Origin of the sequence: Polynucleobacter sp. SHI8 (assembly GCF_027944005.1) — a bacterium.
Classification (GTDB): domain Bacteria; phylum Pseudomonadota; class Gammaproteobacteria; order Burkholderiales; family Burkholderiaceae; genus Polynucleobacter.
Window position 1 is genome coordinate 977,750 of sequence record NZ_AP027204.1, and the last position, 23,638, is coordinate 1,001,387.

The 23,638-nt window shown below is 43.3% G+C and carries 25 protein-coding genes and 1 pseudogene; 25 read left to right on the plus strand and 1 reads right to left on the minus strand.

Annotation, left to right across the window (positions count from 1 at the left end; all coding sequences use genetic code 11):
- Positions 1-25: 25 nt before the first annotated feature.
- From QMN06_RS04965 to rlmD, 7 genes and pseudogenes are all read left to right on the plus strand, one after another.
- Complete coding sequence (locus QMN06_RS04965; RefSeq protein ID WP_281971432.1) at positions 26-349, plus strand: YbaB/EbfC family nucleoid-associated protein; 324 nt, start codon at positions 26-28, stop codon at positions 347-349.
- Positions 346-990, plus strand: a complete 645-nt coding sequence (gene recR / locus QMN06_RS04970; RefSeq protein WP_281971433.1) for a recombination mediator RecR — start codon at positions 346-348, stop codon at positions 988-990. The genes QMN06_RS04965 and recR overlap by 4 nt, the downstream gene beginning before the upstream one ends.
- Positions 991-1,143: 153 nt before the next feature.
- Positions 1,144-1,920, plus strand: a complete 777-nt coding sequence (surE, locus tag QMN06_RS04975; RefSeq protein WP_281971434.1) for a 5'/3'-nucleotidase SurE — start codon at positions 1,144-1,146, stop codon at positions 1,918-1,920.
- A 25-nt stretch (positions 1,921-1,945) separates the two neighbouring features.
- Positions 1,946-2,584: pseudogene (locus QMN06_RS04980) on the plus strand (protein-L-isoaspartate(D-aspartate) O-methyltransferase); the annotation flags it as partial.
- Positions 2,585-2,587: 3 nt separating this feature from the next.
- Positions 2,588-3,247, plus strand: a complete 660-nt coding sequence (locus QMN06_RS04985) for a M23 family metallopeptidase (protein ID WP_281971435.1) — start codon at positions 2,588-2,590, stop codon at positions 3,245-3,247.
- Positions 3,248-3,251: 4 nt separating this feature from the next.
- The gene (locus QMN06_RS04990) at positions 3,252-4,067 is read left to right on the plus strand and encodes a 3'-5' exonuclease (protein WP_281971436.1); all 816 of its coding nucleotides are present in this window, start codon (positions 3,252-3,254) and stop codon (positions 4,065-4,067) included.
- Positions 4,068-5,480, plus strand: coding sequence for a 23S rRNA (uracil(1939)-C(5))-methyltransferase RlmD (rlmD, locus tag QMN06_RS04995; RefSeq protein WP_281971437.1), 1,413 nt, complete (start codon positions 4,068-4,070; stop codon positions 5,478-5,480).
- A gap of 66 nt (positions 5,481-5,546) precedes the next feature.
- On the opposite strand, the gene QMN06_RS05000 is transcribed toward rlmD, so the two are convergent.
- Complete coding sequence (locus QMN06_RS05000) at positions 5,547-6,245, minus strand: Bax inhibitor-1/YccA family protein (protein WP_281971438.1); 699 nt, start codon at positions 6,243-6,245, stop codon at positions 5,547-5,549.
- Positions 6,246-6,477: 232 nt separating this feature from the next.
- Here QMN06_RS05000 and ndk point away from each other — a divergent pair, with 232 nt between their 5' ends.
- From ndk to QMN06_RS05090, 18 genes are all read left to right on the plus strand, one after another.
- Positions 6,478-6,903 (plus strand): nucleoside-diphosphate kinase, encoded by a 426-nt coding sequence (gene ndk / locus QMN06_RS05005; protein WP_281971439.1) that lies wholly within the window; start codon positions 6,478-6,480, stop codon positions 6,901-6,903.
- 12 nt (positions 6,904-6,915) lie between these two features.
- A complete protein-coding gene (rlmN, locus tag QMN06_RS05010; protein WP_281971724.1) occupies positions 6,916-8,088 on the plus strand; it encodes a 23S rRNA (adenine(2503)-C(2))-methyltransferase RlmN in 1,173 nt (390 codons plus the stop codon).
- Positions 8,075-9,343 carry a flavodoxin-dependent (E)-4-hydroxy-3-methylbut-2-enyl-diphosphate synthase gene (gene ispG, locus QMN06_RS05015; RefSeq protein ID WP_281971440.1) on the plus strand — a complete coding sequence of 423 codons (1,269 nt, stop codon included), beginning with the start codon at positions 8,075-8,077 and terminating at the stop codon, positions 9,341-9,343. Before rlmN ends, ispG begins: the two co-directional genes overlap by 14 nt.
- Positions 9,344-9,369: 26 nt before the next feature.
- Entirely contained in the window at positions 9,370-10,710 is a 1,341-nt protein-coding gene (gene hisS, locus QMN06_RS05020; RefSeq protein WP_281971441.1) for a histidine--tRNA ligase, read from the plus strand.
- A 39-nt stretch (positions 10,711-10,749) separates the two neighbouring features.
- Positions 10,750-11,457: a tetratricopeptide repeat protein gene (locus QMN06_RS05025; RefSeq protein WP_281971442.1), complete on the plus strand. Its 708-nt coding sequence runs from the start codon at positions 10,750-10,752 to the stop codon at positions 11,455-11,457.
- Positions 11,457-12,617: an outer membrane protein assembly factor BamB gene (bamB, locus tag QMN06_RS05030; RefSeq protein ID WP_281971443.1), complete on the plus strand. Its 1,161-nt coding sequence runs from the start codon at positions 11,457-11,459 to the stop codon at positions 12,615-12,617. Before QMN06_RS05025 ends, bamB begins: the two co-directional genes overlap by 1 nt.
- Positions 12,614-13,969 carry a ribosome biogenesis GTPase Der gene (gene der, locus QMN06_RS05035; protein ID WP_281971444.1) on the plus strand — a complete coding sequence of 452 codons (1,356 nt, stop codon included), beginning with the start codon at positions 12,614-12,616 and terminating at the stop codon, positions 13,967-13,969. The genes bamB and der overlap by 4 nt, the downstream gene beginning before the upstream one ends.
- 113 nt (positions 13,970-14,082) lie before the next feature.
- Positions 14,083-14,325, plus strand: coding sequence for an RNA chaperone Hfq (hfq, locus tag QMN06_RS05040; RefSeq protein WP_281971445.1), 243 nt, complete (start codon positions 14,083-14,085; stop codon positions 14,323-14,325).
- Positions 14,303-15,556, plus strand: coding sequence for a GTPase HflX (hflX, locus tag QMN06_RS05045; RefSeq protein ID WP_281971446.1), 1,254 nt, complete (start codon positions 14,303-14,305; stop codon positions 15,554-15,556). The genes hfq and hflX overlap by 23 nt, the downstream gene beginning before the upstream one ends.
- A gap of 112 nt (positions 15,557-15,668) precedes the next feature.
- Positions 15,669-17,090 carry an FtsH protease activity modulator HflK gene (gene hflK / locus QMN06_RS05050; RefSeq protein WP_281971725.1) on the plus strand — a complete coding sequence of 474 codons (1,422 nt, stop codon included), beginning with the start codon at positions 15,669-15,671 and terminating at the stop codon, positions 17,088-17,090.
- An 11-nt stretch (positions 17,091-17,101) separates the two neighbouring features.
- Positions 17,102-17,971 carry a protease modulator HflC gene (gene hflC, locus QMN06_RS05055; RefSeq protein ID WP_281971447.1) on the plus strand — a complete coding sequence of 290 codons (870 nt, stop codon included), beginning with the start codon at positions 17,102-17,104 and terminating at the stop codon, positions 17,969-17,971.
- 17 nt (positions 17,972-17,988) lie between these two features.
- Entirely contained in the window at positions 17,989-19,158 is a 1,170-nt protein-coding gene (locus tag QMN06_RS05060; RefSeq protein ID WP_281971448.1) for an ATP phosphoribosyltransferase regulatory subunit, read from the plus strand.
- A gap of 18 nt (positions 19,159-19,176) precedes the next feature.
- Entirely contained in the window at positions 19,177-20,508 is a 1,332-nt protein-coding gene (locus QMN06_RS05065) for an adenylosuccinate synthase (RefSeq protein ID WP_281971449.1), read from the plus strand.
- Positions 20,509-20,522: 14 nt separating this feature from the next.
- On the plus strand, positions 20,523-20,684 hold the full coding sequence (locus QMN06_RS05070) for a hypothetical protein (protein WP_281971450.1): 162 nt from the start codon (positions 20,523-20,525) through the stop codon (positions 20,682-20,684).
- A 108-nt stretch (positions 20,685-20,792) separates the two neighbouring features.
- Positions 20,793-21,557 carry a type IV toxin-antitoxin system AbiEi family antitoxin gene (locus QMN06_RS05075; protein ID WP_281971451.1) on the plus strand — a complete coding sequence of 255 codons (765 nt, stop codon included), beginning with the start codon at positions 20,793-20,795 and terminating at the stop codon, positions 21,555-21,557.
- Complete coding sequence (locus tag QMN06_RS05080; protein ID WP_281971452.1) at positions 21,554-22,450, plus strand: nucleotidyl transferase AbiEii/AbiGii toxin family protein; 897 nt, start codon at positions 21,554-21,556, stop codon at positions 22,448-22,450. The genes QMN06_RS05075 and QMN06_RS05080 overlap by 4 nt, the downstream gene beginning before the upstream one ends.
- Positions 22,451-22,574: 124 nt before the next feature.
- Positions 22,575-22,751, plus strand: coding sequence for a hypothetical protein (locus QMN06_RS05085; RefSeq protein WP_281971453.1), 177 nt, complete (start codon positions 22,575-22,577; stop codon positions 22,749-22,751).
- Between the two features lie 84 nt (positions 22,752-22,835).
- Complete coding sequence (locus QMN06_RS05090; RefSeq protein ID WP_281971454.1) at positions 22,836-23,612, plus strand: enoyl-CoA hydratase; 777 nt, start codon at positions 22,836-22,838, stop codon at positions 23,610-23,612.
- The last annotated feature ends 26 nt before the right edge of the window (positions 23,613-23,638 follow it).

A 23,638-nucleotide genomic window follows, 5' to 3' on the forward strand; every position in this document is an offset into this window, starting at 1 on the left:
AGTAAAAAAATAGAGAGGAAGTTATATGATGAAGGGTCAAATTGCTGGCTTAATGAAACAAGCCCAGCAGATGCAAGAAAAAATGAAACAAGCTCAAGAGCAGTTAGCTAGTCTTGAACTTGTTGGCCAAGCTGCTGGCGGTATGGTCAAAGTAACTGCGAATGGTAAGCATGTGATCAAACGTATTCAAATTGATCCAAGTGTCATGGATGACCGTGAGATGTTAGAAGATTTACTCGTGACAGCTCTTGCTGATGCGCATCAACAAGCCGAGGCTGCAGCAGAAAGCCGCATGTCTGGTGCGACTGCTGGTATGCCGATGCCTCCTGGATTTAAGTTGCCATTTTGAAGACACCCTATCAAGAGACATCCAGAGATGCATTAGATGCTCTACAAAAACTGATTTTGGCACTCAAGGTCATGCCTGGTATTGGGCCTAAATCGGCCCAACGCATGGCGTACTATTTATTGCAGCATGATCGGCAAGGTGCCTTGAGTTTAGGAGTTGCTTTGCAAGAAGCCGTAGAACTTATTGGTCATTGTTCAAAGTGCAATTCTTTTTCAGAATTTGAGTTGTGTAAGACCTGCGATGATGATCGACGCGATGGTCAGATTCTGTGTATTGTAGAGACTCCATCAGATCAATTGATGGTCGAACAAACCTTAGCCTATCGTGGTTTGTATTTTGTTCTCATGGGACGTTTATCGCCCATGGAAGGACAGGGACCCAAAGAGCTTCATTTTGAAAAACTCATGCAACGGATCTTTGCTGAAGATCCACAATTTCCGAGTGTCAGGGAAGTGATTCTTGCGACCAACTTCACCAGTGAAGGTGAAGCAACGGCCCATTATTTAGGCGAAATCCTCAAGTCCAAGGGCATTCAGGTATCGAGGATTGCCAGAGGTATCCCTGTTGGTGGAGAGCTTGAGTATGTCGATGCCGGTACACTGGCGCGCGCGATGATGGACCGTAAACCCGTCGGTAGTTAAGCCGGAAAGTTGCAGTATCTGCTGATTTTGAACTAAACCCATTTTTTCTGTATTGAATTTATCTGAAAATTCAAAAAGGTCAAACTTAATCAGTAAAATAGAAACATCATAAAAAGCAATTTCCACAATACGACATAAGGTCATTTACTTGCCATGCACTTTTTAGTTTCTAACGATGATGGTTATTTGGCCCCAGGACTTTTAGCCCTGGTCAATGCGTTGCGTCCACTAGGTAAAGTCACGGTGATTGCTCCTGAGCAAAATCATAGTGGTGCTTCTAATTCTTTAACCTTATCTAGACCTTTATCGATTCACCGAGTGGCTGGTGGTGAGCGCGATGGCTTTTTGTTTGTCAATGGCACACCCACTGATTGCGTCCATATCGCTTTGACAGGCTTTTTAGATGAGATGCCTGATTATGTGATTTCTGGGATCAATCAAGGCGAAAACATGGGTGAAGATGTGCTGTACTCTGGAACAGTAGCGGCTGCAATTGAAGGCGTGATGTTTGGTATACCTGGCATTGCGTTTTCGCAAGTGGATCGTGGTTGGGCCAAAATTGAAGATGCCGCTCGTATAGCCCATGATGTCGTTAAGCATGCGATGGATGGCGGATTACCTACAGGTGGTGGATACCATGCCCCCCTGATTAATGTGAACTTACCCAATCACTCCTATGAATCTCTCAAAGGTTGGCGAGTGACGAGATTAGGTAATCGTCACCCCTCACAGCCCGTCATCATGCAAAAAAGCCCACGAGGTGATGCAATCTATTGGATTGGACCAGCAGGTGAAGCGAAAGATGCTTCTGATGGGACCGACTTTGATGCGATCAATCAAGGCTATTTGTCACTCACACCACTGCAGTTAAATCTGTCGGATGAACAGCGTCGTTTAAGTATGTTGTCCGCCAACTGGAATCGGGGTTAAGTAAAACGTGGTCAAGACCGACAAAGCTTTGGACAATGCAAGACGCCAAATGGCGCAGCGCTTAGCCAGCAGTGGCGTTACACACCATGAAGTTTTACAAGCGATGGCGACCGTTCCAAGACATGCCTTTATTGACCCAGGACTAGTCTCTCAGGCTTACGAAGATTCTTCATTACCGATTGGCCGAGAACAGACGATCTCCAAACCTTCCGTTGTGGCAAAGATGATTCAGGCACTGATGCAATCCCAAAAGAAAATGGGGCGAGTTTTAGAGATTGGTACTGGCTGTGGTTATCAAGCAGCCGTACTCAGTCTTTTAGCGGAAGAAGTGTATTCGGTCGAGCGGATTCGCTCCTTGCACGATAGTGCGCGCGCTAAACTGCGACCGTTTCGGATTGCTAACTTACGCTTAATCTATGCTGATGGTATTCGTGGACTGCCACAAGCAGCACCTTTTGATGGGATTATTTTGGCTGCCGCAGGACTAGGGATTCCTGATCCGCTTTTAGATCAATTAGCCATTGGTGGTAAATTAATAGCACCTGTAGCAAAAAGTGAGACTGAGCAACAATTGTTATTGATCGAACGTTTAAGTTCACAGCGTTATCAAAGGACGACGATGGATGAAGTATTTTTTGTACCACTGCAGTCAGGGACTATTTAAGCGATGAGCCGCATAAAGACGCTCATCCAACGACTTTTCTGTATTGGATTGCCAATCATTTGTGTTGCTTGTTCAACACCTAAGCCCGCACCGATTAAAGATCAATCCACACCGATCAATCAAGCTAAGCCTGTTGTCATCCCTAATTGGTCTGTAAGTAATACAACACAAAAACCTGCAACAAATACAACTCCGGCGACAACATCAAAACCTAGTACCACAGCCAAGACAGAACCCAAGCAAACCAAACCTGTTACAGAAACACCACCACCCAAAACAGAGCCTGTCGTTTCTGACCCGGGATTTAAGATTGGTAAACCCTCCACAGCTCCTGTGATTGACGTGTTTAATGGTAATAGTAATAAAGGGATTGATTACGGTGGCAAGATGGGTGATCCCGTCAATGCTGCTGGTGAAGGCAAAGTGATTTTCTCCGGGAATAGTTTGCGTAGTTATGGCAATTTAGTGATTGTGAAACACAATAATAATTACATCACCATCTATGCGCATAACAGTAAAAACCTTGTAAGAGAGGGCGATACTGTGAAGCGTGGACAAAAAATTGCGGAGATGGGTAATACTGAATCCGATCGCATCAAATTACATTTTGAACTGCGCCGCGATAGTAAGCCAATCGACCCTACGGGTTATTTTGATAGCTAAAAACATGAAAACCGTCTTAGTCTTTGATATTGAAACCATTCCGGATGTTGCAGGATTGCGTAAGCTCAACGACTTTGCGTCAGATCTCACAGATGCCCAGGTTGTGGATGCTGTGATTGAGCAACGCGCTGCTAATGGTCAAAATGCATTCTTCCCACATTATCTACAAAAAGTGGTTGCGATCTCCTGTGTGATGCGCCGAACCACCAAAGATGGCTTGCCACAATTTAAAGTGGGTAGTCTCGGGACTCTAGACAGCTCAGAAAAAGAGATCGTTACTGACTTTTATCAGTTGATTGATAAATACACACCGCAGTTAGTTTCTTGGAATGGTGGTGGCTTTGATTTACCCGTTCTCAATTACCGCGCCTTAGTCAATCAAGTCAGTGCGTCACGTTATTGGGAGATGGGGGAGAGTGGTGATCATGATGCCCGGGATTTTAAATATAACAATTACATCAGTCGCTATCATTTACGTCATTTAGACCTGATGGATTTATTGGCGTTTTATCAAGGTAAGGCCAATGCGCCACTCGATGCCCTCGCTAAGCTCTGTGGCTTCCCCGGAAAAATGGGCATGGATGGCTCACAAGTTTGGCCAGCGTTTCAGGTAGGACAACTCAATGAGATTCGTGCCTATTGCGAAACTGATGTTGTTAATACGTATCTGATGTATTGCCGCTACCAACTTTTTCGTGGGGCGTTTACCGAAGAAGAATATCTTCTCGAAGTAGATTTTGTTAAAAAAGAACTGAGTGTCCAAGCAACCCAAGAAGCTTGTGCGCACTGGACCGAATACTTAGCTGGATTTACACAATAATTGGTACGTCGCTCTAAACCCAGTCCACTTGTCGGCCTTAAAAAGAAAATTGCGATTGTGTCCATGGACCTTGAAGCGCAGGGTATTGGTCGCGTTCCAGAAGACGATGAACATAGTCCCAATAAAGTGATTTTTGTTGCGGGTGCTCTTCCTGGTGAATTAGTTGAATACCAAATTACCCAAGACAAAAGTAAGTTTCTGAAAGGCAAGTTAACCGAGGTCATCAAACCTGCCGTGTATCGTAAAACCCCTGTTTGCCCTTGGTATGGCAATTGTGGTGGATGCACGATGCAGCATCTCGACTCACGCGCACAACTTGCTTTGAAGCAACGGGTCTTAGAAGACAACTTGCACTTTTTAGGTAAAGTCAAAGCATCAACGATGCTCAGTCCTATTGCAGGTCCTGATTGGGGCTATCGCTATCGTACAAGGCTCAGTGTAGTCAATCGCTCGATTAAAAAAGGTACAGTTTTGGTGGGGTTTCATGAACCGCAAAATCGCTATGTGTCGGACATGACCAGTTGTGAAGTCTTGCCCAAAGCCTGGTCCAATTTATTACTAGAGCTACGCACACTCGTCATGAAACTATCGATTCGGGATCGTATCCCGCAAATTGAACTGGCGATGGGTGATCAAGGCGGTGAGTCAGTCACCGCGATGGTGATTCGGATCTTATTACCTTTAACGAAAGAAGACGAAGCTATCTTGAGAGCATTTGCTGATGAACATGGGGTATGGGTATGGACCCAAACCCAGGGCCCGGAAACCGTCAAACCCTTTTATCCCTTAGAAGGTCTGTTGCAATATCACTTACCCGAGTTTGGTATTACCATGCCGTTTCATCCGACGGACTTTACCCAAGTCAATCACACCATGAATCAAGTCTTAGTGGGAAGGGCGATCCGGTTTCTGGAGATTGCGCCGGATGAAAGAGTCATTGATTTTTTCTGTGGGATTGGCAACTTTACCTTACCGATGGCGACCCTCGCTCAAGAAGTGATGGGGATTGAAGGTAGCAAAGAGCTATGCCAGCGCGCACAAGACAATGCAGTAAAAAATAACATTACTTCTAAGATTCATTTCCAACACGTCAATTTATTTGAAGTAGAGTTACAAAACCTCCAAAACTGGGGAGCGTATGATAAGTGGTTAATTGATCCACCTAGAGACGGTGCCTTTTCTCTCGTGCAAGCCCTCAGAGATGCTTATCAAACTAAGACAGAAGAAAATCTGAAGCTATTACCCCAACGGATTGTTTATGTCTCCTGTAATCCAGCAACCTTAGCAAGAGATGCCGGCATACTTGTCAACGAGGCTGGTTATGAACTTTCGCAAGCCGGCATCATGAATATGTTTCCTCACACTTCCCATGTAGAGTCGATCGCCGTATTTAATCGGATTAATTCAATGTAATTTCAAAGCAAAAAGAGCATAAAAAAACACGGGCAAGCCCGTGTTTTTCTTTGAAGCTGTTGTTACTTAGTCGCGATCGCCACCAACAATACCGAATAAAGCCAGTAAGTTCGTGAAGACGTTATACACATCTAAGTAAATTGATAAAGTAGCCATCACGTAGTTTGTCTCACCACCGTTTACGATACGCTTCACATCATACAAAATGTATGCAGAGAAGATACCAACAGCAAGCACCATAATGCTGAGTGACAAAGCAGGGATGTGTAAGAAGATATTAGCCACATAAGCCAAGATCAACAAGATCACACCGATAAATAAGAATTTACCAAGACCATCAAAATTCGATTTAGAAGTAGCAGCCCAAGTAGCCATACCAGCAAGAATGACACCGGTTGTACCGAACGCCATCATGATTAACTGACCACCGTTTTTAAACTGCAGTGTGTGCGTTAAAAGACCAGTGAGCATTAAGCCCATGAAGAACGTGAAGCCTAATAATAAGAGGACGCCAGTTCCAGAATTCTTATTCTTCTCAATCGCCCAGAAAAAACCAAAGGCTAGACCTAAGAATACAATCATGCCCATGAAAGGACTTGTTTGGAAAAAAGAAAATCCTGTTGAAACACCAATCCATGCACCAAGAATGGTAGGTACCATTGTTAGAGCAAGTAAAGCAAAGGTATTACGTAGCACACGGTTTGTGGCTAGAGCACCAGACAGCGAGTTACCAACACTATAACCAAAAGTATTTTGATCATTCATTGAAACATTCTCCTTAGTAAAAAGTTGGATATCCAACTGATGTCTAATTATAGGTATTTTTTTTAATTTCAATAGGGGTGTATGTAATAAATCACACTGTTAAAAAAAGGGTTATTCGAATAAAAACAGATACTTAGATATAAAAACTCCAAAAACGATTAAGGGTTTTAACTAATATAAGTCTGTATAATCTCCTTTTTAAACTTTAATTCTATTTTTAGGAGCTTTAAACATGGCAATCGAAAGAACACTATCCATTATTAAACCTGACGCAGTGGCAAAAAATGTCATCGGTCAAATTTATACACGTTTTGAAAACGCAGGTTTAAAAGTGATTGCTTCTAAGATGGTGCATTTGTCTGAAGTAGAAGCAGGTCAATTCTATGCAGTACACGCTGCAAGACCATTCTTTAAAGATTTAGTTGGTTTTATGATTTCTGGTCCTGTGATGATTCAGGTATTAGAAGGTGAAAACGCCATTGCTAAAAACCGTGAACTCATGGGCGCAACTGATCCTGCTAAAGCAGACAAAGGTACGATCCGTGCGGACTTTGCACAAAGCATTGATGCTAATGCTGTACACGGCTCTGACGGTCCAGAAACAGCTGCGCAAGAAATCGCTTTCTTCTTTGCTGGCTTGCAAGTTTACTCACGTTAATAGGTGACGCAAATTCCCCGTACGAACTTATTAGATCTCGATGGGGGAAGGCTAGCAACTTTCATTGCTGGTCTGAACGAAAAGCCATTTCGTGCCAAGCAGTTGATGCGCTGGGTGCATCAGCGTGGTGTCAATGATGTCCATTTGATGAGCGACTTGGCCAAAAGTTTTCGTGAGCAATTAGATGGCACGGTAGAGATTAAATCTCTACCGGTCATTAGTGATCAAACCGCATCCGACGGCACCAGAAAATGGTTGCTCGATGTTGGCGACGGCAATGCCATTGAAATGGTTTACATCCCAGAAGATGAGAGAGGTACTTTGTGTATCTCAACCCAAGCCGGATGTGCCGTGAACTGTCAGTTTTGCTCCACCGGTAAACAAGGCTTTGCCCGTAACCTTACTGTCGGTGAAATCATTGGACAGCTTTGGTATGCCGAGCATCATTTGCGTAATGATCCATCTGCAGTCAAACGGATTGATACCTACGATAAAACGAAGCTTGCCCATGGCGAAGGGCGTGTGATCTCCAATGTCGTGATGATGGGTATGGGAGAGCCACTCCTTAACTATGAACCCGTGATTGGGGCGATGAGTCTCATGTTGGATGACAATGCCTATGGCTTATCCAGAAGAAGGGTCACTTTATCCACTTCGGGAGTTGTGCCATTTATTGATAAATTAGCCAGAGACATGCCTGTTGCTTTAGCTGTTTCCTTACACGCACCCAACAATAAACTGCGTGATATTTTGGTGCCGATCAATCGCAAATATCCTTTAGAAGAATTAATGGCCGCATGCCAGCGTTATCTTCCTTATGCGCCGAGAGATTTTTTAACCTTTGAATATTGCATGCTAGATGGCGTCAATGATTCTGATCAAATGGCTAGAGAGCTAGTCAAGCTCTTAGCGCCGATTCGTTGTAAGTTAAATTTGATACCGTTTAATCCATTTCCGGAGTCTGGACTCAAACAATCGCCACGGGCGCGCATCGAACAATTTGCAAAAATACTTTTAGATGCGAAAATCGTCACAACGGTTCGTAAAACACGTGGTGATGATATCGCTGCTGCTTGCGGGCAGTTAGCTGGAGATGTACAGGACCGAACCAATTTAGCAAAAAGAACAGAACAGCGCATTGTGTGGACAAAGCCCCTTGAGGTAGATGAAGATGACGACGAATAATCCTAACCTATTACAAATTAACCAATATCAACGCCATAAGACCCAGCAAGCCACCGTGCAGTGGGGCTCAAACATCGTCACTATTGGCGGTGAGGCTCCTATTCGTGTGCAGTCCATGACCAACACCGATACGGAAGATGCGATTGGTACCGCCATCCAAGTCAAAGAACTTGCCAAAGCAGGTTCTGAGATGGTCCGCATTACCGTCAATACCCCAGCGGCGGCTGCTGCCGTGCCAGCGATTCGTGAGCAACTCGACAAAATGGGCGTGGATGTGCCCTTGGTGGGAGATTTTCATTACAACGGCCACACCTTATTAAAAGATTATCCGGAGTGTGCCAAAACATTATCTAAGTATCGAATCAATCCAGGTAATGTTGGCCAAGGTGCCAAACGTGATGTGCAGTTCTCGCAAATGATTGAGATGGCTTGCACTTATAACAAGCCCGTGCGGATTGGCGTGAACTGGGGTAGTTTGGATCAAGACTTACTTGCGGGCCTCATGGATCAAAATGCGGCTCTGAGCCAACCCAAAGAAGCCCGTGAAGTGATGGTCGAAGCTTTGATACAGTCCGCTTTGCAATCTGCGCAGCGTGCCATTGAGATTGGCATGCCGAAGAACCAAATCATTTTGTCGTGCAAAGTCAGTGCCGTGCAAGACCTCATTGCCGTGTATCGCGATTTAGCCAGTCGTTGTGATTTTCCATTACATCTTGGCTTAACCGAAGCAGGTATTGGTAGTAAAGGCATTGTTGGCTCTACTGCTGCATTAGCCGTTTTATTACAAGAAGGTATTGGTGATACGATTCGTATTTCATTAACACCAGAACCTGGCGCGCCGCGTGAAAACGAAGTGATTGTTGCTCAGGAAATTTTACAAACTATGGATTTACGTCATTTCACACCCATGGTGATTGCCTGTCCTGGGTGTGGCAGAACAACCAGCACGTTCTTCCAATCACTCGCCTCCAAAATTCAGAGTTTCCTGCGTCATCAAATGCCCGAGTGGAAACAACACTATCCTGGCGTCGAATCCATGAGCGTAGCCGTGATGGGCTGCATCGTCAATGGTCCTGGTGAGAGTAAACATGCCGATATCGGCATTAGCTTACCTGGCACTGGTGAGTCACCAGCAGCCCCCGTCTTTATTGACGGCGAGAAAGTAAAAACCTTACGTGGCGATCATATCGTTGCGGAATTTGAACAAATTGTTCAAGAGTATGTGGAGCGTCGCTATGGCGCCAAAATAAAATAAAGATCGATACAAATTAAAGTTAAAGCATGACTGATTCCAATTCTTCGAAGAAAAGTCCAGCAGCAAGTCCCAAAATCCAAAAGCTGACCGGTGTCAAAGGGATGAACGACCTGTTGCCCCAGGAAGCCTATCGCTGGGAGTTTGTCGAGCGCACGATTCAGAGCCTCGCCAAATCCTACGGCTATCAGAATATTCGCACACCGATTGTGGAACATACCGAAGTGTTTCAGCGCGGGATTGGTGAAGTCACCGACATCGTTGAAAAAGAAATGTATTCCTTTGAGGATCGCCTCAATGGTGAACAGTTAACCTTACGACCGGAAGGCACTGCAGCAGTTGTGCGCGCTGTCGTTGAGCAAAACTTACTCTATGAAGGCCCTAAACGCCTCTTTTATATTGGTCCCATGTTCAGGCATGAGCGACCACAACGAGGCCGTTATCGCCAATTCCATCAATTTGGTGTCGAAGCCTTAGGCTTTGCCGGAGCAGAATTAGATGCCGAACTGATTTTGATGTGTGCCAGACTTTGGGATGATTTAGGATTAACGGGTTTGCGTTTAGAGATTAATTCCTTAGGTAATGAAGCTGAGCGAAAAGAGCATCGTGCTGCCTTAGTCGAATATTTTGAGCAACACGCCTCAGAGCTTGATGAAGATTCTAAGCGACGCTTAACCACCAATCCACTGCGGATTTTAGATACTAAAAATCCGGCAATGCAAGAATTAGTCACTGCCGCACCCAAGTTAATCGATTTTTTAGGCAAAGAATCTTTAGAGCATTTTTCGCAAGTCCAGTCACTTCTCAAAGCCAATAATCTGCACTTTAAGGTTAATCCCCGTTTAGTTCGTGGACTGGATTATTACAATTTAACCGTCTTTGAATGGGTCACTGATCAGTTAGGTGCGCAGGGCACCGTCGCCGGTGGCGGACGATATGATCCCTTGATTGAGCGCATGGGTGGCAAACCTACTCCTGCCTGTGGCTGGGCGATGGGGATGGAGCGCGTGATCGAGCTCATGAAAGAGCAGGGCCTAGGCGAAGAAGCACAAACACAATGTGATATTTACATGATCCATGGCGGTGGCGCGACCCTAGAGCCCACTTTTGTATTAGCTGAGCGACTGAGAACAGCAGGTGTGGATGTGATCGTGCATGCAAGCGCCGATGGTCAAACACCTAGTTTTAAATCCCAAATGAAAAAGGCAGATGCCAGTGGGGCTTTATATGCAGTTATTATTGGGGAAGATGAATTAAAGCTCCAACAAGCACAAATTAAAGATTTACGTAAAACTGGCGCACAAGATCAAGTTGCTTTAGATGATGTTTTAGATAAAGTAATCGATTTATTAGTAAGCAATTCCGATTAACCGATTCAACCTCTTGAAGAAGTAAGAAGGACAAGTACGATGGATTTAGATTTAGAAGAACAAGAACAACTTGCCAAATTAAAAGCATTTTGGCAGGATTATGGCCGTTGGATACTGATTGGTGTAGCCATTGCCGTGATTGGCTCTGCCATCTATTGGGGTTATCAAAGTTACCAAAATAGCCAGTCACTGGCCGCGTCTAAACAATATGAAGTGTTGCTCGAGCAAACTGCCAAAAATGATTTGCCAGGCGTGTTGAGTACCGCAAAAAAAATCCAACAAGAGTATGGCAAAACCGCCTATGCAGGAATGGCTGGCTTACTGGCTGCCAATTTAGCTTATTCTGTGAGTGATCAAGATGCAACGATCGAGCAACTCAAATGGGTTGCTAATTCGGCGAAGAGTGAGAGTTTTCAAACCATTGCCAAACTCCGCTTATCGTCCCTCTATATTGATCAAAAAACACCTGAAGGTTTATCGCAAGCCGATCAGTTATTAAATTCCAAAATAGCTTTTGGGTTTGAGGCTCTTAAGCTCGAGCGTCGTGGTGATTGGTATTGGGCACAAGACAAACTTGACGATGCCAAAAAATCTTATATCGCTGCTTGGAACGTATTATCAGATGAGCGTACCAAAGGAACTGGCGTCAAAGAAATCGATCCAGCGCTTAAAAAACTACAACAACAAAATCCAGGACCTGATCAACGCTTATTAAAAGTGAAGATTGATAGTTTGGGAGGTTTCTGATGCGTAACACGATGAACACTTGGCCATTTTTGCGCAGTGCGTTGATTTTATTATGTGTTGCAAGCTTACTCGGTTTGCAGGGATGTCAGGGCAATAAACGACGCTTAGCGGCAGAGCTAACACCCATTACTAATCCAGTGAACTTGGAACGTGTATGGTCAGTCAATCTAGGAAAATCACTCAACTACTCCTTCAAACCGCTCTTGATTGGCAGTGATATTTATGCCAGTTCTGAAGGTGGCGAGATTTACCGTATTGATGCTGCAACAGGCAAAGTATTTTGGTCGATCTCTGCGCCTAAAGGCTTGTCGACTGGACCTGGAACTGACGGTAATACCTTAGTGGTTGGTAGTTTAAAAGGCGAAGTGTATGCCTTTGATGCGCAAAGTGGTGCCAAAAAGTGGGATACCAGCGTTGGTACAGAAGTCTTAACTGAACCTTTAGTTGCTGCTGGAGTTGTGGTGATTCGGACGATTGATAACCGTTTTATTGGTTTAGAAGCTCAATCAGGTAAGCGCCGCTGGGTCACCGCTAAAAATCCTTCGGTTTTATCTCTGCGTGCTAGTTACAGCATGTCCTCAATTAATAATGAGGTCATTTTTACCGGTTTTAGTGGTGGACAATTTGGTCTTTTAGCGCTTAGCAATGGCAGTACAGTATGGGAATCTTTACTCGCCCCGCCGCGAGGCACCTCAGAAATTGAGCGCCTCAGCGATATCACGGCCAAACCATCTTTATTAGGTCCAAGAATGTGTGCGGTTTCTTATCAAGGAAAAATTGGTTGTGGCGATATTAAAAATGCCCGGATGTCTTGGGTAAAAGATTATTCAAGCTTTAGTGGTACCACACAATCCGCCGATGGCGTATATGCCGTCAATGATAAGTCTTACCTTGCAGCTTTTAATGCCAATAGTGGCACTGAACTCTGGCGTAATGAAAAACTTCAGTGGCGTGATGTGGGAGAGCCACTTGCCGTTGGCTCAAGTATTCTTGCGGGGGATGCACAGGGTTATTTACACTTATTTGCTCAGTCAACTGGCGACATAGTAGGACGAGTTCGGGTGGATAGTACCGGGATCTCTGCAGCACCCATTGCATCGCAAGGTTTAGTGATTGTGCAAACGAAGGGCGGAACTCTAGCCGCATACAAAATACAATGAAACCAGTCATTGCGATCGTCGGCCGCCCCAATGTCGGCAAGTCGACACTTTTTAATCGCTTAACGCGTTCAAGAGATGCCCTGGTAGCAGATTTTTCTGGACTGACGCGTGATCGTCACTACGGCAATGGCCGCCTGGGTGAACGTGAATTTATTTGTATTGATACCGGTGGTTTTGAACCCGTTGCTAAGTCGGGCATTTTGGCAGAAATGGCCAAACAAACCAAACAAGCCGTGGTGGAAGCAGATTTAGTCGTCTTCTTAGTTGATGGCCGCTTAGGCATGGCACCACAAGACCGCGTGATTGCTGATTTTTTAAGAAGAACAGGTCGACCTGTGATTTTGGCGGTCAATAAGTCTGAAGGGATGACCCGGTCAACCGTTGCCGCTGAATTTTATGAACTCGGACTTGGCGAACCGTATCCGATTTCTTCAGCGCATGGCGATGGAGTTAAAGACGTCTTAGATGAAGCTTTAGATGCACTCGGTATTCCTGAGCCCGATGAAGACGATGAAGGATCTAAAGATCGCTCGACGCGGATTGCCGTCGTGGGACGCCCCAATGTCGGTAAATCCACCCTGATTAATACCTTGCTAGGTGAAGAGCGGGTGATTGCCTTTGATATGCCAGGTACCACGAGAGATGCGATCGAAGTTCCCTTTATGCGGGGGAGTAAACCCTATACCTTGATTGATACAGCGGGCCTGCGTAAAAGAGGCAAGATCTTTGAGGCGATTGAAAAGTTCTCCGTAGTGAAGACCTTACAAGCAATTGCCGATGCCAATGTGGTGATTTTGATGCTCGATGCACAGCAAGATATTTCTGAGCAAGATGCGCATATTGCTGGTTTTATTGTCGAAGCCGGAAGAGCATTAGTCGTTGCCGTGAATAAATGGGATGGCCTAGATGCCCATCAAAAAGAAACTTCTAGAAACGATATTGCTAGAAAATTACGCTTTTTAGATTTTGCCAATGTGCATACCATCTCTGCGATTAAAGGATTTGGCTTAAAAGAGTTATTTAAAGATGTCGATTTAGCCTATGCTGCGGCCATGACCAAATTACCAACACCACGCCTCACGCGCATTTTAGGTGAAGCAGTGGAATTCCAACAACCGAAACGAGTTGGACGATTTAGACCGAAATTACGTTACGCTCACCAAGGTGGATCGAATCCACCGATTGTGATCATTCATGGTAATGGTTTAGATGGCGTTACTGATAGTTATAAGCGCTATTTAGAAGGAAAGTTTAGAGAAGAATTCAAATTAAGGGGCACACCCCTGCGAATTGAGTTCAGGTCAACTAAAAACCCTTTTTTGGAGCAGGGAATCTCACCCCATAAAAGGTAAAAGTGTTATATATTAATACTTGTGTAAAGAAAGTTTCATTTTTTTGCAGTATTAAATCATTAAAAACAAACTACAATAATTTTAAGATCCAACAAAAAAAATAAAAGGGCATTATGAACAGCAATAAAGGTCAACTTTTGCAAGATCCATTTCTCAATGCGCTCAGAAAAGAGCACATTCCAGTATCGATCTACCTTGTCAATGGCATCAAGTTACAAGGCAATATCGACTCTTTTGATCAGTACGTCGTGTTACTACGTAACACGGTGACACAAATGGTTTACAAGCATGCTATTTCTACAATCGTGCCAGCTAAGGCTGTAACCTTCCGCGTTGAAGAGGACGCAGCAAGTTAATCAAGCAACTCACACTGAGGAAATTCGCGCTGTTCTCGTAGGCGTTGATTCTGGACAGTCGAATTTTTCCGAGAGCATGTCTGAGTTAAATCTATTAACTCAAGCGGCTGGCTCTCATCCTGTTGAAATGGTTCTCACCAAACGCTTAAAACCTGATCCTGCCTTATTTATTGGTAGTGGTAAAGCTACGGAGATTCGTGATTTGATGAATGAAAAGAATGCAGAGATTGCTATTTTTAATCATCCATTAAGCCCTGCTCAACAAAGAAATCTGGAGCGTGCCTTAGGTCATCATGTGATTGACCGCACCGGTTTAATTTTGGATATTTTTGCGCAACGTGCCAAATCTCATATTGGACAAGTACAAGTAGAGCTAGCAAATGTAAAGTATCGACTCTCGCGTCTGGTTCGAGCATGGAGTCACTTAGAGCGACAAAAAGGCGGTATTGGTCTGCGTGGTGGTCCCGGTGAAACGCAGATGGAGTTGGATCGTCGTATGCTCGAAAATAAAGCGAAGCGTTTACTAGTTGATCTTGCTAAATTACAAAAGCAACAAGCGAATCAGCGACGTTCTAGAGTAAAAAAAGAAGTTTTTTCGATTTCTCTCGTAGGTTATACCAATGCTGGTAAGTCGACCTTGTTCAATGCTTTAACGAAAGCTGGAACGTATGCAGCGGATCAGCTATTTGCCACCTTAGACACAACCACCCGGCGCATCTATCTGCAAGATCATGGTAATGCCGTCGTGTCCGACACAGTGGGATTTATTCGCGAGTTACCGCATCAACTCGTTGAAGCTTTCCAAGCGACCCTTGATGAGACCGTGCATGCCGATTTGTTATTGCATGTGGTGGATGCATCAAGTGTTGTGCGTGATGAGCAAATCCTTGAAGTTGAGAAGGTTATTGCTGAAATCGGTGCACAAGATATTCCGGTCATACTCATCATGAACAAAATTGATCAGTTGCCTGAGTATGTGGGGAGAGGGCCTGAGATCCGCTATGAAAAGGATGGTTCCGTTGCAAAAATCTACTTATCTGCGCAAAGTGGAGAAGGGCTCCACTTACTTCGTGAGGTCTTAGCCAAAATTGCTCAAGACACTGATAAAATAAAGAAAGATCTGAGAGATAATGATATTTTGACAAAATCAGTCGGTGAAAGACCTATTGGTGCTGATGATGTTGATGGCTTAAAAAATATAAACGTTGGTTACCTCCCTAGGGATATTTGAATTGAAGACATTAATGATTGATCGGGTGATAAATCCTGTAAAAGTAATGATGAGTACCAATAAAAATCGAGTTTTATGGTCGATTTATGATTGGGTTCACCGTCCTGCTTATATGCAGGAAGGACAACCACCACAAGATTCTGGTAAGGATGAAAAAAAACCAGCTGAGCCCCAACGCCCAAATGCGGAAGATGGCCCACCAGATTTAGATGAATTATGGAAAGACTTTAATCGTCGTCTTGGCGGATTATTTGGTGGTAATGCAAAAGATCCCTCACAAAATAATCAACAACCCAAGCCCCCCGTAGACCGACCTAACTTTGGCGGTCAAAATAATCAAGATTCTAAAAAGCCAAGTGATATTGGCAATATGGCAAAGGACTGGATCAAGAAGAACATGAATAAAGGTGGTGGTTCAGGCGGTTCTGGGAAAAATAACGGCTTTAGTTTCCCGAATATTGGTCTTGGAGTGATAGGACTTGGTATTTTTGCGATTTGGTTATTTAGCGGAATTTTTATTGTTCAAGAAGGTCAGGCTGGAGTTGTATTGCAGTTTGGTAAATATAAATATACGACCAAACCCGGTATTAATTGGCGCTTACCGTATCCGATTCAAACCCATGAAGTGGTAAGTGTATCCAATGTTCGTTCTGTAGAAATTGGTCGTTCGTTCGTCATTCAAGCGACGAACTTAAAAGATTCTTCGATGCTCACTGAAGATGAGAACATTATTGATGTCAAATTTGCTGTTCAATATCGTTTAAAAGAACCAACCGAATACATCTTTAATAATCGTGATCCAGATGGAGCGGTCGTTCAAGCGGCTGAGACCTCTGTACGTGAAATTGTTGGTAAGAGCAAAATGGATGACGTTTTATATGTTGGTCGTGAGCGGATTGGTATTGAACTCGCTTCCTCGATTCAAAAGATTCTCGATAGTTATAAGACAGGTATTTATATTACGAGTGTGAATGTGCAAAACGTACAACCACCTGAGCAAGTGCAATCGGCGTTTGATGATGCTGTTAAAGCAGGTCAGGATCAAGAGCGACAAAAGAATGAAGGTCAAGCGTATGCCAATGACGTCATTCCACGCGCTAAGGGAGCTGCCGCACGTTTAATTGAAGAAGCTGAGGGATATAAAGCCAAAGTAGTGGCAACCGCAGAAGGTGATGCATCGCGCTTTAAGCAAGTCTATGCCGAGTACTCTAAAGCACAACAGGTCACACGTGACCGGATGTATATCGATATGATGCAGCAGGTCTACAACAACGTGACCAAAGTTATGATTGATACGCGTAACAATAATCAGATGCTGTACTTGCCCCTTGATAAGATTATTCAGCAAACCACACCAGAAACCACGCCAAACAGCGGAATTCCAAATACGGGATCTCAGCCGCCAAGTGGTTCTGTCACCGTGCCCCTCAATCCTTCCTCCAACCTTGGTGTGAATTCAGTGCCACAAAATAGTGCGAATACGCCACTCGATAAACGAGAAACTTTCAGAAGTCGTGAAAGAGAACTGCGCTAAGAGGACAATATATGAACCAACGCATACTTTCCATTCTTGTATTACTGTTAGCAGGTTTTTACCTGTTGTCCTCCACCTTGTTCTTAGTTGATCAGCGTAAATTTGCTGTGGTGTTTTCTTTCGGCGAAATCAAGCGTGTGATTGAAGAGCCTGGTTTAAATATCAAGCTACCATCACCCATCCAGAACGTTCAGTTTTTTGATCGTCGCATTATGACGATTGATAATCCTGAAGCAGAGCGCTTTATCACCTCTGAAAAGAAGAACTTGCTGGTTGACTCTTTCGTCAAGTGGCGCATTGTAGATCCACGTAAATTCTTTATCAGTTTCAAGGGTGATGAGCGTTTGGCACAAGACCGCTTATCGCAGCTCGTTAAATCTGCCCTGAATGAAGAGTTCACGAAACGTACTGTTCGCGAATTGATTTCTGAGCAACGTGAGCAGGTCATGCAAGGTATCAAGAAGAAAGTGGCTGACGATACAGCTGATATTGGTATTGAAATCGTCGATGTACGTTTAAAGCGCGTGGATTTGTTAGCGGAGATTAGTGATTCTGTATATCGCCGTATGGAAGCAGAGCGTAAACGCGTTGCCAATGAACTACGTTCAACCGGTGCTGCTGAATCTGAAAAAATTCGTGCAGATGCAGAACGTCAACGTGATGTGATTTTGGCGCAAGCATATAAAGAAGCACAAAAAATCAAAGGTCAGGGTGATGCGCAAGCAAATGCTATTTACAATGATGCCTTTGGTCGTGATGCTCAATTTGCGCAGTTTTATCGTAGCCTTGAAGCGTACAAAGCGACCTTTAAAGATAAAAAAGATCTCATGGTGTTATCACCAGATAGTGATTTCTTTAAATTTATGAAGAAAAGTAAGTAACTTTACTTTTAATAGCTATGACAAACCGCTGGTTACTTCCTGAAAATATTGCAGATGTTTTACCCGGTCAATCTAATCTGGTGGAGTCATTGCGTCGGGATATTTTGGATCTTTTTGAGTCCTATGGATATGAGCTCGTCATACCACCCATGTTGGAATATATCGAATCCTTGATGACTGCCACCGGCAGTGACATGGATTTACAAACGTTTAAATTAGTTGATCAATTGTCTGGTAGGACATTGGGATTGCGTGCCGATATGACCACACAGGTCGCGAGGATCGATGCGCACATTCTCAATCGTCAAAATATTGCTCGGCTCTGCTACGCGGGAACAACTCTTCAAACACGTGTTGTTCCAGGAATATTTTCTCGTGAGCAATTACAAGTTGGCGCTGAGGTATACGGCCATCAAGGGATTGAAGCGGATATTGAGATCGTCAATTTGATGATTCAGTCATTGCTTCTTGCGCAGGTAGGCCCTATCACCTTAGATGTAAGTCATGCAGGCTTATTAAAAGATATTGTAGATAAAAAACAATTAGCCGCAGATGATATCTCGGAGATGTATCGTTTCTTGCAGGCCAAAGATCGTAGCAGTTTACAAAACCTCATGCACAGCTGGGATGAATCTGCTAAAAACACGATCTTATCTTTATTAGATTTAAGTGGTAATGCCGAGGATGTACTTACACAGGCGAAGAGTAAGTTGCCGAAGAGTGAGGTATCTCAGCAGGTGATCAAAGATCTTGAGCAATTATGTTCTGGAATTAAAAAAACATCGGTAGATATTCAGCTCAACATTGATCTTGCCGATTTAGACGGTTTTCAGTATCACACCGGTATTTTATGTGCGGCGTATGTACCAAAGTACCCAGTGGCGATCGCAAGAGGCGGACGGTATGATCAGGTCGGTCTAGCATTTGGACGTTCAAGACCCGCCACAGGTTTTTCAGTCGATCTGCTAGCCCTTGCTGGACTATCGAATAAAAAAATCAGTACCCATGCCATCATGGCCCCGTGGAATGATTCGGATGAGCTTAGGTCTTTGATTCGTTCATTGCGCCAAAAGGGTGAAGTCGTGATTGAATCCTTTCCTGGGCATGAGCATAATGAATCGACCATGGATGGTGATCGGGAGTTGGTATTTGAGAATCAAGCATGGCAAGTAGTGCCCAAAAAATAAACGTTTAAAAGGTATCAAATGAAGCAACTCAATATTGGTAGAAATGTCGTTGTCATTGGCACGCAGTGGGGTGATGAAGGTAAGGGCAAAGTCGTTGATTGGTTAACTGATCATGCACAAGGAGTCGTAAGATTTCAGGGGGGGCACAATGCCGGTCATACCCTCATCATTGGTGGTAAGAAAACGATTTTGCGTTTGATTCCCTCCGGGATCATGCATCCACGCGTAGTTTGTTACATTGGTAACGGCGTGGTTCTATCTCCTGAAGCCTTGTTTAAAGAAATCGATGAGTTAGAGGCTGCTGGTTTAGATGTTTGCTCCAGACTCAAAGTATCAGAAGCCGCAACTTTGATATTGCCTTATCACGTGGCCATCGATCACGCCCGTGAAATCAAGCGCGGTAGTGCCAAAATTGGCACCACAGGAAGAGGGATTGGACCTGCCTATGAAGATAAAGTGGCCCGTCGTGCATTACGTGTGCAAGACTTATTTTTCCCGGAATTGTTTGCGGAAAAATTAAAAGAGAATTTAGAGTTTCATAATTTTTGTTTAGAAAAATATTATGGCGTAGCACCGATTGATTTCCAGACGACCTATGATCAAGCGATGTCGTATGCTAAACGTTTACAGCCGATGGTAGTGGATGTTTCTAGTGCGTTATATGCAGCACAAAGTGCCGGTAAAAATTTACTCTTTGAAGGTGCACAGGGTACTTTATTAGATATCGATCACGGTACCTATCCTTATGTCACGTCGAGTAATTGCGTAGCAGGTAACGCAGCGGCTGGATCTGGAGTTGGTCCAGGCAGTTTGAAATACATATTAGGGATTACGAAAGCGTACTGTACACGCGTTGGCGCAGGCCCATTTCCAAGTGAGTTGTATGATCATGATAATCCAGAGCGTCAAGATCCCATTGGTATTCGTTTGGCTGAAGTTGGTAAAGAATTTGGTTCAGTCACTGGTCGTCCAAGACGCACTGGTTGGTTAGACGGTGCAGCTCTCAAGCGCTCCATACAAATTAATGGTGTGAGTGGCTTGTGTATGACCAAACTTGATGTTCTTGACGGTTTAGAACAAATTGGTTTGTGCACTGGCTATCATTTAGATGGTGAAGTTTTAGACGTATTACCTCGTGGTGCAGACGCCGTAGCGCGCTGCGTACCGATTTATGAGTATTTCCCGGGATGGACACAAAGTACAGTTGGCATTACTCAGTGGGATAAATTGCCTGTTGAAGCGCAAAACTATTTACGTCGTATTGAAGAACTGGCACAAACACCAATCGCGATGGTCTCTACAGGACCTGACCGTGAAGAAACGATTTTGTTGCAACACCCATTTGCCTAAAGATGAAATACGTCATGAGCCTTGTGATGATTCTATCCTTGCAGGCTTGTGCCGTATATTCCGTTGCTAGTTCTGCGGTATCCATTACCGCAGATGTGGTCTCTACCGGTGTGAATGTCGTCACCGGTGCAGTCGATACCGTCGTAGACGTTGTGACTCCTAGTAAAAAGAAGTAAATTCCTAAAGTTTAAATAATTAAATAGAATTAAATCTTAAGTTTATTCTTATATAAAAATATAAACCATTTTATTGCAATAGTTTATATAGTGTTTTAAAATTAAACCATGAGTTTAATAAATCCTAAAAAAATAAACCAATTAATGCATGATTGGCCTGCTGGCACGGTCTACGTATCGTCATGGCTTAAAGAGGCAGGAATATCGGGTCAGTTACTTAATAGATATAAAAAAAGTGGTTGGTTAGAGTCTGTGGGGAGCGGTGCTGTCAAAAGGATAGGCGATGAAGTTGGGTATCAAGGTGCTTTATATGCGCTTCAATCTCAGCTTCAATCATCGATTCATGTTGGGGGTAAATCTGCATTAGAGTTGCAGGGTAGGTTGCATTATTTAAACTTCAATAATCGTTTTGTAACTTTGTTTGGTCATTGGAAGGAGCATTTGCCCTTGTGGTTTTCAAATACGGATTGGGGAGTGCAACTTGAATATCATCGATCTTCATTTCTTCCTGCAGATCTTGATGTCATCGATTTTGAAGTAAAAGATTTTTCAATCAAAATATCGAGCCCACTCAGAGCAATGTTCGAGTGTTTATACCTGGCGCCAGAAAAACAAGACTTGATAGAGTGTTATGAACTAATGGAAGGACTCAATAACTTGAGACCTCTTCAAGTCCAAAAAATATTAGAGACTTGCGAATCAATTAAGGTTAAAAGATTGTTTGTTTTTATGGCCGATAGAGCAGGACATGCTTGGTTAAAGCATGTGGATCTGAGTAACATCCATTTTGGAGTTGGGAAGCGAAGTATTGTTTCGGGCGGTTTGTTAAATACAAAATATCAAATTACCTTGCCGAAAGAGCTTGCTGAATGACGGGTAATTACAGAAAGCAGGTTGAGATCTTATTAGATGTACTGCCAATGGTTGCTCAGGAGAATTGTTTTGCTATGCATGGTGGAACGGCAATTAATCTTTTTGTTCGAAATATGCCAAGACTCTCCGTTGATATTGACTTAACCTATTGTTTGGTAGAAGAGCGTTCTGTAAGTCTTTTCCACATCAATGAAGCATTAGAAAGACTACAAAAAAAAATTGAAAAAGTGCTTGGGTTATTCGTCCAGCATCAGCAAGATACATATAAGTTGATTGTCTCAAATCAAAAAGCGCAAATTAAAATTGAAGTTAATCCTGTTGGAAGAGGGGTCATTTCTGGAACTCAAAAAATGGTTTTATGTGAAAAAGCTCAAGAGGAGTTTGATCGATTTGTTGAGTTGAACGTTGTTTCAACGGGTCAGTTATATGGTGGCAAGATTTGTGCTGCTTTGGATCGGCAACATCCTAGAGATTTATTTGATATCAAATATCTTTTTCTGAATGATGGTTTTACGGAAGAAATCAAGAAAGGTTTTTTATATCATCTTTTATCAAGTAGTTCTCCAATTCATGAACTTCTTATGCCTCCTTTGTTTGACCAAAGAAAGACATTCGAGAATCAGTTTGATGGAATGAGTTTAGAACCTTTTACATATGCTGATTTTGAAAATACTAGGCAGTTACTGCTTGATGTGATTCAGGAAAAGTTAACTTTTCAAGATCGGAAATTTTTACTGAGCGTTAAAAATTTAGAACCGGATTGGAGTATCTATGACTTCAAAGAATTTCCATCGATTAAGTGGAAGTTACAAAATTTAGAAAAGCTAAGCTTGGATAATCCTGCAAAATATCTTGACCAAACAGAGCAATTAAAAATAAAGCTGAATATTTAAAAGGACTCTTCATTATTTGCTGAAGTTCTATTCATATATTCACTTAGCAAAAATATTTATTTTCGATGTAATCCCTTTCTTTAATGAAAACGTTAAAGAAATATAGATTTCATAGGAGAAAAATATGAAAAGAATGATGGGTTATTTACTTGTAATCACAATTGGTTTTGGTGCATTAAGTTTGGTTGGTTGTGCGGTCAATCCAGGATATCAAGGCGCTTACGTAGCCCCACACTACTATCGACCTAATGTAAATTGGGGATGGGGTTGGCGTGGTCACTCAAGGTATGGTTGGAGATAAACCCACCTAAATAGATTTAAATGGCTTGAGCATTCCAACCTTCATGAATCGATTCTATACTTGAGGAATTCAAATTCATGGAGGTTGGTAATGTCTAATTTAATCATTGAGCAGATTGGTAAAGTACAGTTAATCACGTTAAATCGTCCTGAGGCGATGAATGCTTTATCTCCAGACTTAATGACGGAATTAAGCGACGTCCTCACGCAATCAGAAGATAATCCTGAAGTTGCTGTAGTCGTATTAACTGGAAGTGAAAAAGCCTTTGCTGCTGGTGCAGATATCAAAGCCATGAAAGACATGACTTACATGCAAATGTACCAGGGTGATTTTATTACCAAGAACTGGGAAAGAATCACCACCTTCCGTAAGCCAACGATTGCTGCAGTAGCGGGATTTGCTCTTGGTGGTGGTTGTGAGCTCGCGATGATGTGTGATTTTATTTTAGCGGCTGACAATGCCAAATTTGGTCAACCAGAAATTAACCTGGGTATATTGCCAGGTGCTGGTGGAACGCAGCGTTTAACTCGCTTTATTGGTAAATCCAAGGCCATGGAAATGGTTCTCACAGGTCGCATGATGGATGCGCAAGAAGCAGAACGGTCTGGACTAGTGAGTAGAGTAGTGCCACTAGCACAACTGCGTGAAGAGGTTTTGAAAGTCGCCGAAAAGATCGCACAAATGTCGATACCAATTGTGCTGATGGCCAAAGAGTCAGTCAATCGTTCTTATGAGTCCACCTTGGCTGAGGGCATCCGTTTCGAGAGAAGGTTGTTCCACTCGGCATTTGCCTCCGAAGACCAAAAAGAGGGTATGGCCGCTTTTGTAGAGAAAAGAAAAGCCAACTTCAAGAACCAGTAAAAAAATGGTCATTTTTCTAGAAAAAT